At 56.8% G+C, this 15281-nt stretch carries 13 protein-coding genes, 1 tRNA gene and 1 pseudogene; 9 read left to right on the forward strand and 6 right to left on the reverse strand.

Annotation, left to right across the window (positions count from 1 at the left end; genetic code table 11):
* Window positions 1–94: 94 nt before the first annotated feature.
* From ACOTZF_RS23130 to ACOTZF_RS23140, 3 genes and pseudogenes are all read right to left on the reverse strand, one after another.
* Window positions 95–382 (reverse strand): annotated as a pseudogene (locus tag ACOTZF_RS23130) (hypothetical protein); the annotation flags it as partial.
* Window positions 383–729: 347 nt separating this feature from the next.
* Window positions 730–805, reverse strand: a tRNA-Phe gene (locus ACOTZF_RS23135).
* A gap of 95 nt (window positions 806–900) precedes the next feature.
* The gene (locus ACOTZF_RS23140) at window positions 901–1614 is read right to left on the reverse strand and encodes a DUF554 domain-containing protein (RefSeq protein ID WP_013098689.1); all 714 of its coding nucleotides are present in this window, start codon (window positions 1612–1614) and stop codon (window positions 901–903) included.
* A gap of 182 nt (window positions 1615–1796) precedes the next feature.
* On the opposite strand from ACOTZF_RS23140, the gene ACOTZF_RS23145 reads away from it, so the two are divergent.
* Window positions 1797–3932, forward strand: a complete 2136-nt coding sequence (locus ACOTZF_RS23145) for an ornithine decarboxylase (RefSeq protein ID WP_129253544.1) — start codon at window positions 1797–1799, stop codon at window positions 3930–3932.
* 54 nt (window positions 3933–3986) lie between these two features.
* Here the strand turns inward: ACOTZF_RS23145 and ACOTZF_RS23150 are convergent, their stop codons facing one another.
* Window positions 3987–4679 (reverse strand): response regulator, encoded by a 693-nt coding sequence (locus ACOTZF_RS23150; RefSeq protein WP_014833240.1) that lies wholly within the window; start codon window positions 4677–4679, stop codon window positions 3987–3989.
* On the reverse strand, window positions 4669–6306 hold the full coding sequence (locus tag ACOTZF_RS23155) for an ATP-binding protein (protein ID WP_114519506.1): 1638 nt from the start codon (window positions 6304–6306) through the stop codon (window positions 4669–4671). Before ACOTZF_RS23155 ends, ACOTZF_RS23150 begins: the two co-directional genes overlap by 11 nt.
* Before the next feature lie 344 nt (window positions 6307–6650).
* Between ACOTZF_RS23155 and ACOTZF_RS23160 the strand changes: the two genes are divergently transcribed.
* Genes ACOTZF_RS23160 through citG form a run of 8 tightly spaced genes read left to right on the forward strand, consistent with a single transcriptional unit; the run spans window position 6651 to window position 13959 of the window.
* Window positions 6651–8012, forward strand: a complete 1362-nt coding sequence (locus ACOTZF_RS23160; protein WP_129318028.1) for a 2-hydroxycarboxylate transporter family protein — start codon at window positions 6651–6653, stop codon at window positions 8010–8012.
* 17 nt (window positions 8013–8029) lie between these two features.
* The gene (locus ACOTZF_RS23165) at window positions 8030–8893 is read left to right on the forward strand and encodes a fumarylacetoacetate hydrolase family protein (RefSeq protein WP_023621451.1); all 864 of its coding nucleotides are present in this window, start codon (window positions 8030–8032) and stop codon (window positions 8891–8893) included.
* Window positions 8894–8903: 10 nt separating this feature from the next.
* Window positions 8904–9926: a [citrate (pro-3S)-lyase] ligase gene (gene citC, locus ACOTZF_RS23170; protein WP_013098683.1), complete on the forward strand. Its 1023-nt coding sequence runs from the start codon at window positions 8904–8906 to the stop codon at window positions 9924–9926.
* Between the two features lie 16 nt (window positions 9927–9942).
* Window positions 9943–10236 (forward strand): citrate lyase acyl carrier protein, encoded by a 294-nt coding sequence (citD, locus tag ACOTZF_RS23175; protein WP_013098682.1) that lies wholly within the window; start codon window positions 9943–9945, stop codon window positions 10234–10236.
* Window positions 10233–11108 carry a citrate (pro-3S)-lyase subunit beta gene (gene citE, locus ACOTZF_RS23180; RefSeq protein ID WP_013098681.1) on the forward strand — a complete coding sequence of 292 codons (876 nt, stop codon included), beginning with the start codon at window positions 10233–10235 and terminating at the stop codon, window positions 11106–11108. The genes citD and citE overlap by 4 nt, the downstream gene beginning before the upstream one ends.
* Window positions 11109–11118: 10 nt before the next feature.
* Window positions 11119–12636: a citrate lyase subunit alpha gene (gene citF, locus ACOTZF_RS23185; RefSeq protein ID WP_029882972.1), complete on the forward strand. Its 1518-nt coding sequence runs from the start codon at window positions 11119–11121 to the stop codon at window positions 12634–12636.
* A 2-nt stretch (window positions 12637–12638) separates the two neighbouring features.
* The gene (citX, locus tag ACOTZF_RS23190) at window positions 12639–13178 is read left to right on the forward strand and encodes a citrate lyase holo-[acyl-carrier protein] synthase (protein ID WP_129253136.1); all 540 of its coding nucleotides are present in this window, start codon (window positions 12639–12641) and stop codon (window positions 13176–13178) included.
* Window positions 13156–13959, forward strand: coding sequence for a triphosphoribosyl-dephospho-CoA synthase CitG (gene citG / locus ACOTZF_RS23195; protein ID WP_129253134.1), 804 nt, complete (start codon window positions 13156–13158; stop codon window positions 13957–13959). Before citX ends, citG begins: the two co-directional genes overlap by 23 nt.
* Window positions 13960–13992: 33 nt before the next feature.
* On the opposite strand, the gene ACOTZF_RS23200 is transcribed toward citG, so the two are convergent.
* Window positions 13993–15249 (reverse strand): nucleoside permease, encoded by a 1257-nt coding sequence (locus ACOTZF_RS23200; RefSeq protein WP_013098677.1) that lies wholly within the window; start codon window positions 15247–15249, stop codon window positions 13993–13995.
* Window positions 15250–15281: the final 32 nt, after the last annotated feature.

Genomic DNA, 15281 nt, shown 5'->3' on the forward strand with positions numbered 1-15281 from the left:
TCGTCGGAAAAACGCTTCTTCATGGGGATGTCCTCATGTGGCTTATGAAGACATTACTAACATCGGGGTGTACTAATCAACGGGGAGCAGGTCATAATAAACGAGCTTGTTCCAGGAGGTTACAGTTTTCTTCTCTCAGAACTTTAACGCATTCCATGCATTCTTCATCTGATTTAGCCCGACGAGCTAATGTAAACTGTCGTTCTATGAGGTCACGAATTTCCTGAATAAACTTCATTCGAGTCAGACTATCGCTGAGATGAAAAGCCGACAGAGTGTTGGCTGTATTTACCAGCTTCCTGGCTTCCATATTCACCATAGTTTCCGCCCAGGCTTTATTTCTTCCACCTGAGTGCATCATGTTAAGTAATGCTGCATCCATTGTAATTTCTCTCCATTGCTTTACCGGCCACTGCTTAGACTGATAAACGACTCCCCATGACAGCCATGCGTACCAACGCACCATATAGTAGCAATGTGGTTACGTGGTCTGAAGCAGAAGTCACTTCACGCATACGTGACGCCACTCTGTCGGGCTTTGTGGGGTTGATATGTGCTTTACAATACTTGAACAGATCGGTGAAGGTCAGGTTTTTCTGTTTCTATGTGACGGTAAACACGCCAATTGCGTACCACAGGGAAGCGGGGGATGGAGGAAAGAAAAGGGGGGTAGCTACTTTGCTGACTCAGAAAGCAAAAACCCCCGCCTAAGCGAGGGTTTAAAATGAGTGGTGCCCGGACTCGGAATCGAACCAAGGACACGGGGATTTTCAATCCCCTGCTCTACCGACTGAGCTATCCGGGCAACGGGGCGCATTAAACCCGATTCACTCTCCGCCGTCAACGAAAAATGTTGTTTTCGTTACAGGATGCACAATCTCTCACCAGTTCGTCGCAATCTTAAGCGAAAAAGTGGGTCCACAGCGCGGAAAGCGGCATGGCGAGCAGCAGGGCGGGCAGCATATTCACCACCGCGAACATCTTGATCCCGCAGATGCGCAGCCCTGTTGCCAGCAGGAGCAGACCGCCAACGGCGGTAAAATCTGCCATCATCGCGGGCGTGGTCAGCGGAAGGATCAGGGTGGCGCAGGTGGCAAGCGCCAGCTGAATCAGCAGCATTGGCACACAAATCGCGGCCACCGCGATACCGAGCGTGGTGGCAAAAATCGTAGCGGTGAAGAAATCGAGAAACGCCTTCGCGATTAAAATGCTGGGGTCACCGGTCATCCCTTCCTGCATCGAACCGAAAATCCCGGTGCCGCTGGCGCAAAAGAGAATAATGATGGCAACGTAGTTTTGAATAAACGTCTCGTGGGTGCCGTGTTTGGCTTTGCCCGGACGGGCTATCAGGTTTTTCGCTTTGCTGACCGCGTTGTTAATTCCCTTTTCCAGATAACAAAACTCACCAATCAGCGCCCCGAGCAGGGTGGCCAGCACCATCACCGGCAGGTTGGCGCATTTGATCACCAGCAGAATGCCAATCCCGAGGGAGGCCAGGCCAAAAATGGAGGGCATAGAGACGCGAATACGCTCCGGTAATCGCTGACTTAACACTGCACCGAGTACGCCGCCCAGCAATACGGCACTCGCGTTGATAAATGGCCCGATAACCACGGAAAACTCCTGTTACTTAATCATAGGTATTGCATGATTATGACACGCCAGCGCTTTTTTACGCTTAGCTTTGGGTGGTGAAGTGCATACTGATTCCTTCTTGCACCTCAAAATAAAAGGTGACATTATTGCGCGAATTTTCTCCTCCCTGTCTCACCGTTCGGTGAGGGTATATAGCGCCTATGAAAACCATGAAAATCGCCGTCAGCCGTGAGCTGGTTTCCACTGTGTCCACGCATCGCGAAAAGGTGACGCTGGATAACACTGATTTTACCGATGTGGCGGCAGTCGTCATTACGCTCGCGGAGAGTCGCAGTGGCATTCTTGCGTTGCTGAAACGCACGGGCTTTCATTTACCGGTCTATTTATTCTCGCAAGAGCCGACGGACGTGCCCGATAGCGCCACGGCTGTCATCTCGGGTAAAGCGCAGGAGTTCCTGGAACTGGAGTCTGCCGCCAGCCGTTACGAAGAGAACCTGTTACCACCGTTTTTCGACACCCTGAGCCAGTATGTTGCAATGGGCAACAGCACTTTTGCCTGTCCGGGCCACCAGCACGGGGCGTTTTTCAAAAAACACCCGGCGGGACGACAGTTCTATGACTTCTTTGGCGAGAACGTTTTTCGCGCCGATATGTGCAATGCTGACGTGAAGCTCGGCGATCTGCTGATCCACGAAGGTTCCGCCAAGCATGCGCAAAAGTTCGCCGCGAAAGTGTTCAACGCGGATAAAACCTACTTCGTGCTGAACGGTACGTCGGCGGCCAACAAGGTGGTGACCAATGCGCTGCTGACCCGTGGCGATCTGGTGCTGTTTGATCGCAATAACCACAAATCTAACCATCACGGGGCCCTGATTCAGGCGGGCGCGACGCCGGTGTATCTGGAAGCGGCGCGTAACCCGTTTGGCTTTATCGGTGGGATTGACGAACACTGCTTTGACGACGCGTACCTGCGCAATCTGATCCGCGACGTTGCGCCGGAGAAGGCAGACGAGACCCGCCCGTTCCGCCTGGCAGTGATCCAGCTTGGTACTTACGATGGCACGATCTACAACGCCCGTCAGGTGATCGACAAGATCGGCCATCTGTGCGATTACATCCTCTTTGACTCTGCGTGGGTGGGCTACGAGCAATTTATTCCGATGATGGCGGAAACCTCCCCGCTGTTACTGGAGCTGAACGAGAACGATCCGGGCATTTTCGTGACCCAGTCGGTGCATAAACAGCAGGCCGGGTTCTCGCAAACCTCGCAGATCCATAAAAAGGATAACCACATCCGGGGCCAGGCGCGTTTCTGTCCGCATAAACGCCTGAACAACGCATTTATGCTGCACGCCTCCACCAGCCCGTTTTATCCCCTGTTTGCGGCACTGGATGTGAACGCAAAAATTCACGAAGGGGAGAGCGGACGCAGGCTGTGGGCGGAGTGCGTCGAGCTGGGGATTGAAGCGCGTAAGGCGATCATTGCAAATTGCCATATGATCAAACCGTTTATTCCGCCAGTGGTGGCAGGCCGTCCGTGGCAGGATCATCCAACTCAGGCCATCGCCAGCGAACGTCGCTTCTTCAGCTTTGAGCCGGGGGCCAAATGGCACGGATTTGAGGGCTATGCCCGCGATCAGTACTTTGTCGATCCGTGCAAGCTACTGCTGACCACGCCGGGCATCGATGCTGAAACCGGGGAATATACTGATTTCGGTATTCCGGCGACCATCCTTGCGCACTATCTACGGGAAAATGGCATCGTGCCGGAGAAGTGCGATCTCAACTCGATCCTCTTCCTGCTGACGCCTGCCGAAAGCAGCGAGAAGCTGGCGCAGCTGGTGGCGATGCTTGGCCAGTTTGAACAGCATATTGAAGACGATACGCCGCTGGCGGACGTGTTGCCGACCATCTATCAGAAATACCCGGTACGCTACCGGGATTACACGCTCCGCCAGCTGTGTCAGGAGATGCACGATCTCTATGTCAGTTTTGATGTGAAAGATCTGCAGAAGGCGATGTTCCGCAAGGAGAGCCTGCCCGCGGTGGTGATGAATCCGCAGGATGCCAATCAGGCGTACATTCGCGGGAACGTGGAGCTGGTGCGCATCCGTGATGCGCAAGGGCGCATTGCTGCTGAAGGCGCGCTGCCGTATCCGCCTGGTGTACTGTGCGTGGTGCCGGGAGAAGTCTGGGGCGGGGCGGTGCAGCGCTACTTCCTGGCGCTGGAAGAGGGGATTAACCTGCTGCCGGGCTTCTCGCCGGAGCTGCAGGGCGTTTACAGCGAAAAGGATGCCGACGGGATTAAGCGGCTTTATGGGTATGTATTGAGATAGTGCGGGCTGTTGCCCTCACCCTAACCCTCTCCCACAGGGAGAGGGAACTTTTCTTCAAACCGCACTACGCTTGTACATCCTCCGCGGATGCCCAATCTTGCCGTACAGCATCTCCACCGTCAGAAAACCTGCCTCCACGCAGTGCTCCAGATAGCGCCGGGTGGTGGTTTTACTCAGCCCCGTTTCACTCACCACCTCATCCACCGTAAAACAGTGCGTCGCCTTGTCGTTAAACAGCGCCTGCACCCGCGCCAGCGTATTTTCCTCAATACCTTTGCTGCCGTTGTCCTGGCGGTAGTTTTTCGCCTGTAGCTGGTATAAAGAATCGACGTTCTGCTGGTCAACAATCTTCCAGACCCGCTGTTGCTCAGCAAACTGCACAAAACGCTCCAGCGACTGGCTGAGCCGCTTCCAGGAAACCGGCTTCAGGATGTAATCAAACGCCCCGTTACGAATGGCCTGGCTGCAGGTGTCCATATCGCTGGCGGCGGTGATGAAAATCACTGAACAGTTGGCGCGGGCGAGCATCGGGTTACTGATAAGGGTGATGCCTTTCCCGTCCGGCAGGTAGTTATCCAGCAACATCAGCTGCGGCTGTTTACTTTCAAGCTCAACCTGCGCTTGCGCCAGCGACGAGGCAATCCCCACCAGTCTAAGACGCGGATGTTTGCCGATCAGCTCTGCGTGCAGTTGCGCCAGTTCGTTCTCGTCTTCAACTATCAGTACGTCGATAAGTTCATGTTGCATAATCGGTATCTTCCTGTTCCTGTGCGGGATGCCGGGCGGTTCCCGTGGCGGGGATAAACAGTGAGAAAATCGCCCCCCGCGGCGTATTATCGGCAACCTCAATTGCACCGCCAGCCTGTGTGACATAGCTTTCGATCAGATACAAACCAATGCCGTGATCGCCGCGCGTTTTGGTGGTGATGCCTCGCTCAAATATCCTGTCACGGATCTCCGGTTTAATGCCAACGCCCTGATCGGCCACTTCGATGATGAGTTCTTGTTCGCTCAGTTTTATCAGCACTTCCACAGGAGCATGCAGAAGCGGCGAGCGCTGGGTCGCTTCAATGGCGTTATCCAGCAGGTTGCCAATGATAGAAATCAGCGCCTCCTCAGGCAGCGCGAGGAACGGTCTGTCCAGACGACAGATCGGGTCGAAGTTCAGCTCGACGCCTTTCTCCCGCGCCCGCGCGGCTTTCCCCAGCAGCAGGCCGCACAGGGTCGGGGAGCTGAAGCGCGAAGAGATAAAGTCCAGCAGCTCCTGAGCGTGTTCCGACTGCGCCTGAATGTAGCCAATCGCCTCCTCGTAGCGGCCCATATGCAACAGGCCGGAGAGAGTGGTCATCCGGTTTAGCTGCTCGTGACGCATAATGCGCAGGTTATCAACATAGCGTTTGACCTGGCTGAGCTGGGCGCTGAGCGAGTCGATCTCGTTGCGATCGCGGAAGGTGATCACCCAGCCCTGCAGAGAGTTCTCCAGCATGATGCGCACCCGGCTGGCGATCACCGTGAGATCGTTAAAGCGGCAAATCTCGTCATGGGTATCTTTGGCGAGCATCGTTTGTGTTTCGAAGAACGGAACAGGATCGATTACCTCGCTTATCAGCTGCCCGCGCAGTTCCCGGGCCGGCTGGCTCAGGCCCAGCAGTTTACGTGCCGCCTGGTTAATCACTTCTATTCGCCGTTCATCGTCAATGGCGATCACCCCTTCATAAATGGACTCCATCATCGCCTTCTGCTGGCGCACAAGCAGACCAATCTCTCGCGGCTCCAGGGAGAAAATCTGCTTCTTGATACTGCGGGTAAAGAACCAGGAGAAGATAAAGAGGGCAAGCAGTAACAGTACGGCGGCGATCAGGATGTTAACCACTTTACTGACGGTGATGGTTTCAAGATAGCTGGTGAGATAGCCTACCGAGACAATCCCCACTACCTGACCGGCATCGTTAAAAATGGGCGCTTTGCTGCGCAGCGAAATGCCTAATCCTCCCTTGCGGATGGTGGTGGTGCTTTTACCGCGCAGGACCTCTTCGTTGTCTCCGCCGACCAGCGTATGGCCCACTCTGTCCGCAAAAACGGAATGAAACAGATGCAGCCCTTTGTTATCGCCAATCACAATAAAACTGGCATCACTGTGGGTGGCTATTTTCTGCATAAAATCGTGAATGGCGTTGATATCTTTTTGTTCGACTTCTTTTCGTAATGACGGAATAAGGGCGATCTCTTCCGCCTGTATTTTTGCGCGTGCGCTCATTTCCTGATAAAGTTGTCGGCTAACGTCGACATAATAATATCCGCCCAGCAAAGCAAAAAGCACTGAGAAAAAGACAACCAGCGAAACAAACAGCTTAATCTGAAACGATACTTTCATAACAATCACGCGTGGTATCAACGAGGTTTGTCAATATATCATCTTTTTTCGCGTGGATACCCGCTTTGCCGAAAACTTGTGATCCCTTGCACAGCAAGGCCTGCAAAAGAATTATCTGAAAGGGTTTTCCCTTAAACACGACCGTGTAAATGTTATTTGTTTGTTCGGTTTAGAAAAGAAACCATAAAAACCACGGCAATAAATAAGGGGCAAATCACATTAAATAAAAGAAACCATTAAAACCATAGTCGCCATTAAAACTTCGCTTTTAATATGCCATTCCTCACATAAAGTAAGCCTTTGTGACTCTAAGCTGAACGCACAAAATAACTAAGGGGCTTATTATGAGCACAACTGACGATTCTTTCTCTGTTACCCACGACCCGATTGATATTCAGCGGCCATCGCTCAAAGAGCGCTGGTGGCATATTATGGATACCTGGAAAATCGGGATTATTCCTCTGCCGCTGTTTGTCCTGGCGGGCGCGCTGATTGCCATTGATTGTCTGGGCGGAAAACTGCCAAGCGATATCGTGGTGATGGTGGCGACGCTGGCGTTCTTCGGATTTGCCTGCGGTGAGTTCGGCAAACGCCTGCCGATTGTCGGCAAGCTCGGCGCGGCGGCGATTTGCGCCACCTTTATCCCCTCCGCGCTGGTCTATTACGGCCTGTTGCCGGATGTGGTAGTGGAATCCACCACTAAGTTCTATAAATCCACCAACATTCTTTATCTCTACATCTGCTGCATTATTGTCGGCAGCATCATGAGCATGAACCGCACCGTGCTGATTCAGGGCTTCCTGCGCATCTTCTTCCCGATGCTGTGCGGCGAGATCGTCGGCATGCTGGTGGGGATGGGCGTGGGTCTGGCGCTGGGTCTTGAGCCGTTCCAGATCTTCTTCTTTATCATTCTGCCGATTATGGCAGGCGGCGTGGGCGAAGGGGCTATCCCGCTCTCCATCGGCTACGCCACCCTGCTGCACATGGATCAGGGCGTGGCGCTCGGTCGCGTGCTGCCGATGGTCATGCTCGGCGGGCTGACCGCTATCATCATCTCCGGCTGTCTGAACCAACTGGGCAAGCGTTATCCGCACCTGACCGGTGAAGGTCAGCTGATGCCGAACCGCGCGAATGCCGATGCCACCGTTTCTCAACCGGCGTTCTCTGGCAAAGCGGACGTCACCACCATCGCCTCCGGTGCGTTGCTGGCGGTGCTGCTCTACATGCTGGGCATGCTCGGCCACAAGCTGATTGGTCTGCCTGCGCCGGTTGGCATGCTGTTTATGGCGGTGCTGGTGAAGCTCTGCAACGGTGCCTCTCCGCGTCTGCTGGAAGGCTCTCAGGTGGTGTACAAATTCTTCCAGACCTCGGTGACCTATCCCATCCTCTTCGCGGTCGGTGTGGCGATCACCCCATGGCATGAACTGGTCGCGGCCTTCACGCTGACTAACCTGCTGGTGATTATCAGTACCGTCTCTTCACTGGTGGCGACCGGCTTCTTCGTCGGCAAAAAGATTGGTATGCACCCGATTGATGTCGCCATCGTCTCCTGCTGCCAGAGTGGCCAGGGCGGTACCGGTGACGTGGCGATCCTGACCGCAGGCAACCGTATGAGCCTGATGCCCTTCGCCCAGATTGCTACCCGTATCGGCGGCGCGATTAACCTCTCTATCTCACTGCTGATTCTGGGCAACTTCCTCGTTTAAGTTTTCAGGAAAGAACAATGAAACTCGCAAGCTTTTTATACCAGGGAAAACGCAGCTACGGCATCGTCCAGGCCGAAGGTGTGATTGATTTAGGTCGCCGTCTCGGCGACCGCTACAGCGACCTCAAAGCGCTGCTGCAGGGCAACGGGCTGGCGCAGGCCACCCGTTACCTGAACGATGCCGTGGACGTGCCGATGAGCGCCATCACCTTCTTACCGGTGATTGAGCAGCCGGAAAAAATCCTCTGCGTCGGCATGAACTACGCCGACAAGCGCAAGGAGTTTGACCAGCACAACCCGGCACCGACGCTGTTCGTGCGCTTCCCGGATTCGCAGACCGGCCACAACGAGCCGGTGCTGAAGCCGCGTCACTCCAGCGAATTCGACTACGAAGGCGAGCTGGCTGTGATCATCGGCAAGGGCGGGGAAAACATCAGCCGTGACGAGGCGCTGCGCCACGTGGCGGGCTACAGCTGCTATATGGACGGCTCCGCCCGCGACTGGCAGCACACCTGGTTTACAGCCGGTAAGAACTGGCGTCAGACCGGCGCGTTTGGCCCGTGGATGGCAACGGCCGATGAGATCCCGGACCCGCACAGGCTGGCGATCCGCACCTGGCTGAATGGCCGCATGGTGCAGGAAGATAACACCAGCAGCATGATCCACAAGGTTGCGGAGCTGATCGAGTACATCAGCACCTTTACCCGCTTAAGTCCGGGCGATGTGATCATCACCGGCTCCCCGGGCGGGGTGGGTAAAAAGCGTAATCCGCCGCTGTTTATGAAAGAGGGGGATCGCATTGAAGTGGAGATCGAGCATATCGGTCATCTGAGCAACGTGATTGTGGAAGCGCCAGCCACCGGGCTTGCGGCGGCACACTGAGAAAGGCGGCATGAACAGTCAACCCATCGATTTTCGCCACACGCTGGTGGCGAAACACCCGGAACGCTTAAGCCAGATCCGTTATCTGCTTGCAGACAGCGGCCTTGGCCTGGACAACGACATCACGCTGTTTGTCGAAGCCTGGTCTGGCGCGCAACTGGTGGGTTGCGCCGGTCTTGCCGCCAACGTCATCAAGTGTGTGGCCGTGAACGAGCAGCTTCGCGGCGAGAACCTCAGTGCGCGCTTGCTGGCGGAGGTGCAGAATGCGGCGCTGGAGCGCGGTCATTTTCACCTCTTCCTCTGCACGCGACCGTGCAATAAGGAGCGCTTTGCGCGTAGCGGCTTCTGGCCGATTGCCCAGAGCGGCAACAACGCCGTGCTGATGGAGAACACTCCGCAGGGGATCGAGCGTTACTGCCGTTCCCTGGGCAGGATGCGCAAGGGCGGGGAGAAGACTGGCGCGATAGTGATGAACGCCAACCCGTTCACCCTCGGCCACCGTCATCTGGTGGAGCAGGCGGCGATGCAGTGTGACGCCCTGCACCTGTTTGTGGTGCGTGAAGATGCCTCGTTCTTTCCGTTCAGCGCGCGCCTCGGAATGGTGCGTGCGGGCGTCGCGCATCTGCCAAATGTGACCGTGCACGAAGGCTCGCAGTACATCATCTCCCGCGCCACCTTCCCGGCCTACTTTTTGAAAGAGACCGGCAAAGTGCAGCAGGCGTGGAGCGAAATCGACGTGCTGATCTTCCGCGACTTTATCGCACCGGCGCTGGGCATTACCCATCGTTTTATCGGCTCCGAGCCGTTTTGCGATATCACCCGTCAGTACAACCAGACGCTGCACGCCTTGCTGAGCCCGCAGATTGAGGTGGTGGAAATGCCGCGCATCAAGGCCACCGGCAATGCCATTTCAGCGTCCGAAGTGCGCCGCTTGCTCAAGACTCAGCAGTTTTCCCGGATCCGGGAGATTGTCCCGGACTCCACCTTCGCGCACCTCGAAACACACTACCGTGCGAGTGCCGAAGTCGCTTAACTACCAGGAATTTATCATGAAAATTGTAAGGGAGGCGCTGGCCGGAACGCAGGAGTCCAGCGACCTGATGGTGAAAATTGCTCCCGCTCACGGCGAGCTGGAGATAGTCATCCACAGTGAAGTGATTAAGCAGTTTGGCGAGCAAATTCGCCAGGTGGTCAACGAGACATTGCGCGCCATGAACGTGCACCAGGGACTTATCATTATTGAAGATAAAGGGGCGCTGGACTGTGTGATCCGCGCCCGCCTGCAAAGTGCGCTTCTGCGTGCTGCCGATGAACAGGCCATTAACTGGGGGGCGCTGAAATGAGCAAACTCCGCCGCAGTATGTTGTTCCTGCCGGGCGCCAACGCCGCCATGCTTTCAACTGCGTTTATCTACCGTCCAGACTCCATCATGTTTGACCTTGAAGATGCCGTTGCTCTGCGCGAGAAAGACACCGCGCGAATGCTGGTGTTCCACGCCCTGCAGCACCCGATGTATCAGGACATCGAAACCGTGGTGCGCATTAACCCGCTGAGCACGCCGTTTGGCTTGCTGGATCTGGAAGCCGCCGTGCGTGCCGGCGTGGACGTGATCCGCCTGCCGAAAACCGACACCCCGGACGACATCTACGAGCTGGAAGGCCATCTTGAGCGTATCGAGCAGGAGTGCGGGCGCGAGGTTGGTTCTACCCGCGTGATGGCGGCGATTGAATCGGCCATTGGCGTTATCAACGCCGTGGCGATTGCCCGCAGCTCGCCGCGCCTGATCGGCATTGCGCTGGCGGCTTTTGACTACGTGATGGACATGCAGACCGAGCGCGGCGACGGCACCGAGCTGTTCTACGCCCGCTGCGCCGTGCTGCACGCCGCTCGCGCAGCAGGCATCGACGCCTTCGACGTGGTGTGGTCAGACGTTAACGATGAGGCCGGATTCCTGCGCGAGGTCGATCTGATCCGCAAGATGGGCTTTAACGGCAAATCGCTGATCAACCCGCGCCAGATAGACCTGCTGCATAACGCCTACGCGCCGACCCAGGAAGAGGTGGATCACGCCCTGCGGGTGATTGAAGCGGCAGAAGAGGGCGAACGTAACGGCCTTGGCGTGGTGTCGCTCAACGGCAAGATGGTGGATGCACCGATTATTAACCACGCGCAGGTGGTGCTCGAACGCGCGGCGGCTTCCGGCGTGCGTCGGTAAGGATGACACAATGAACCAGACAGAACTTCTCCATGTGAATTTTCCCCATCTGCGGGAGTTAAAACCGTTTGATACCGCCCACAGCGCCACGCCGTGGCTGGCGGACAGCGACGCGAAACACAGCCGTAAACTCTGCGCCTCCATTGAAGAGGCGGTGAGGCGTAGCGGCCTGAAGGACGGAATGACCATCTCCTTCCACCACGCGTTTCGTGAAGGCGACCGGGTGATCAACACCGTCGTGGCGCTGCTGGCGCGGATGGGCTTCAAAAACCTGACCCTCGCCTCCAGCTCGCTGATGACCTGCAACGACGCGCTGATCGAGCATATTGCAAGCGGGGTGATCGCCCGGATCTACACCTCCGGCATGCGTGGCAAGCTGGCGGATGCCATCTCCCACGGGCTGATGGACGAGCCGGTACAAATTCACTCTCACGGCGGGCGCGTAAAGCTGCTGCAGGACGGTGAGCTGAACATTGACGTGGCGTTTCTTGGCGTGCCGTGCAGCGATGAGTTTGGTAACGCCAACGGCACGCACGGGAAATCGTGCTGCGGCTCGCTGGGCTACGCGATGGTGGACGCCCATTTTGCCCGCAAGGTGGTGTTGTTGACGGAAGCGCTGGTGCCGTTCCCCAATATGCCCGCCAGCCTGGTGCAGGATCAGGTGGACTACATCGTGCAGGTGGAGAGCGTGGGCGATCCGGCAAAAATCAGCGTCGGCGCGGCGCGCGTCACCAGTAACCCGCGCGAGCTGATGATTGCCCGCTATGCGGCGGATGTGATTGAGCACTCCGGCTATTTTAAACCGGGCTTCTCGATGCAGACCGGCTCCGGCGCGGCGGCCACCGCCTGCACCCGCTTTATGGAAGAGAAGATGGAGCGCAGCGGCGTGAAGGCACGCTTTGCGCTGGGTGGCATCACCGGCAGCCTGGTAGATCTGCACGAGAAGGGGCTGATTGAAAAGCTGCTCGATACCCAGTGCTTCGACGGCCAGGCGGCGGCCTCGCTGGCGCGCAACCCGAACCACGTGGAGATCTCCACTAACGTCTACGCCAACCCCGGCAGTAAGGCGGCAAGCTGCGACCAGCTCGACGTAGTGATCCTCAGCGCGCTGGAGATTGACGTCGATTTCAACGTTAACGTCATTACCGGCTCCGATGGCGTGATGCGCGGCGCGTCCGGCGGGCACTGCGACGTGGCCGCCGCGGCGAACCTGACCATCGTCGTTGCGCCGCTGCTGCGCAGCCGCATTCCGACGGTGGTGAAGCGCGTTACCACACGCCTCACGCCGGGCGAAAGCATCGACGTGCTGGTCACCGATCACGGCATTGCGGTCAACCCGGCGCGCCCGGAGATCCGCGAACGCCTCATGGAAGCAGGGCTGAAGGTTGTGGATATCAACGCCCTCTATGAGCGGGCGATTTCGCTGACAGGCGTACCGAAACCAATTGAATTCACCGACAAAATTGTCGGGGTGATCCGCTACCGCGACGGCAGCGTGATCGACACCGTTCGACAGGTAAAGGAGTGAATATGACCATTGCGACACCCGTGCGGGCGGGTGTCAGCCTGGACGCGCTGCTGGCGGCGAAAGAGCGCCGCGCGGCCCGTCAGGCTGACTGGCTTACGCACTATCAACAACCGGTGATCTCCCTCACGCTGATAACACCCGGGGAGATCAAAGACAGCCTGCGCTATCGCAACACCATGGGCGTGGCGTTACAAATGTGCGACCAGCTATTGTGGGAAAACCGTTGGCAGGTGCTGGACCGCCAGGTGCTGTGGCTCCCGACCGGGCCCGAAGCGCTGTGGTGTGTGGCCCATCCCGCGGCAGAAATCAAAGCCCACTGTGCGGAGCTGGAGCAGACGCACCCGCTTGGCAGGCTGTGGGATCTGGATGTGATTTGCCCTGAAAACGGCCACGTTGGACGTCAGTCGCTGGGCTCAAATCTCAGACGCTGTCTGATTTGCGATGAACCTGCCCACGCCTGTTCCCGTTCGCGCAAACATCCTGTGGAGCAGGTGGTGGCGCGCGTGGAGAAGATGATCGATGACTGGTTTGCTCGCGACTAAACCGCGCCCGCTTAACGTCCCCGCGCTTGCCGCAGAGGCGCTGTGGCAGGAGCTGGCGCTGACACCGAAACCGGGGCTGGTGGACAGGCTCAATAACGGCTCCCATCGCGATATGGATCACGCGCTGTTTGTCCGCAGCATTATGGCGATTACGCCGTGGTTTTCGCGCTTTGCTGAGTTGGGTAACACGCATGCCGATAAACCCGCAGGCGAACAGTTACGGCTCCTCCGCCCGATGGGGATGGCCTGTGAGCAGGCGATGTATGCCGCGACGAACGGGGTGAACACGCACAAAGGGGGCATTTTTGCCCTTGGTTTACTCTGCTTCGCCGCCGGGCGTGTGAAAAATATCTCCGCAGAAAGCCTCTGTTGTGAGGTGAGTAACATCTGCCACGGGCTGGTTTCGCGAGAGCTGGCCGAACGCAGCGGGCAGGCGACGGCGGGGGAGCGGCAGTTCCGGCAGTACGGCTTAACCGGCGCGCGCGGCGAGGCGGAGAGTGGTTTTGCGACGGTGCGTAAAGCGCTGGCGCAGTGGAACGGACATTCACTTCACGGCCTGCTGTTACGCCTGATGGCAATCAATCAGGACAGCAATCTGGTGTCGCGCGGCGGCATTGAGGGGCTGGGCTACGTTCAGAACTATGCGCGGGAACTGCTGGCTGACGGCTGGGATGGTGAAGCGTTGCGTAGAATGGATAACGCATTGATTGAACGCAACCTGAGCCCGGGCGGCAGCGCGGATTTGCTGTCGGTGGGGTGGGTGCTTGCTGCAATAAAATAGCCGGGTGGCGGCTTCGCCTACCCGGCACAATAATCAATGCGCGACTGGCTGTGCGCCGTGCGGTTCGCGTACATGCTTGTACTGGAACAGCACGATAAACGCGAAGAACAGCACCAGCGAGTATGCGGCGAAGATAAGCCACACTGGCTGCCAGTCGGTAATGCCGTTGGTGGTATACATCTCAACCACTTTACCGCTCACCACGCCGCCCAGGATACAGCCGAAGCCGTTGGTCATCATCAGGAACATACCCTGTGCGCTGGCGCGGATTTCAGGTTTCACCTCTTTTTCCACAAACACCGAACCAGAGATGTTGAAGAAGTCGAAGGCGCAGCCGTAAACAATCATCGACAGAACCAGCAGCACGGTGCCGAACGGGCTTGGGTCGCCGTAGGCGAACAGGCCGAAGCGCAGCATCCACGCGGCAATACTGATCAGCATGACGTTCTTGATGCCGTAGCGGCTCAGGAAGAACGGGATGGTCAGGATGAACAGCGTCTCAGAGATCTGCGAGATGGACATCATTACCGAGGCATGTTCAACGATAAAGCTGCCTGAGAACAGCGGGTTATTATCGAAGCTGTGCAGGAAGGTATTGCCGAACATGTTGGTGATTTGCAGTTCCGCGCCCAGCAGCATGGAGAAGATAAAGAAGATCGCCATGCGTTTGTTTTTAAACAGCGCGAAAGCGTCCAGGCCAAGCATGGTGCTCCAGCTCTGGTTTTTCTGCTGGTTAGATACCGGAATATGCGGCAGCGTCAGGGTAAACAGTGCCAGCACCACGGAGAGCGCCGCACCGATGTAGAGCTGCATATGGCTCAGTTCAAAGCCCGCGAAGCTCACGCCCCACATTGCCATAATAAAACCGATGGTGCCCCAGATACGGATAGGCGGGAAGTCGGTCACGATATCCATATCGGCGGATTTCAGGCGGTAGTAGGAGATGGTGTTGATCAGCCCAAGCGTTGGCATGTAGGCCAGCGAGTTAAGCAGGATCACCATAAACATCGCCCCCGGCGTGGTGACCTGGGCTGCCATAAACAGCGTGCCCGCGCCCACCAGGTGGCAAAGCATGTACAGCCATTTCGCACTCAACCATTTATCCGCCACGATCCCCAGCAGCGTTGGCATAAAGACCGCCGCGATACCCAGCGAGCTGTAGACGGCACCGATTGACGCACCATCGAACTTGAGCGTCACAAACATATAGGAGCCGAGTGTAGTCAGCCAGCTACCCCACAGGCAGAACTGCAGAAACGACAATATTTTAAGCTGCAGCTTAAGGTTCATGTTACTTTCCTCACAAGTGAGCGGGAGATATG

Origin of the sequence: Enterobacter cloacae complex sp. SHL021, from assembly GCF_049237765.1 — a bacterium.
GTDB lineage: Bacteria > Pseudomonadota > Gammaproteobacteria > Enterobacterales > Enterobacteriaceae > Enterobacter > Enterobacter cloacae.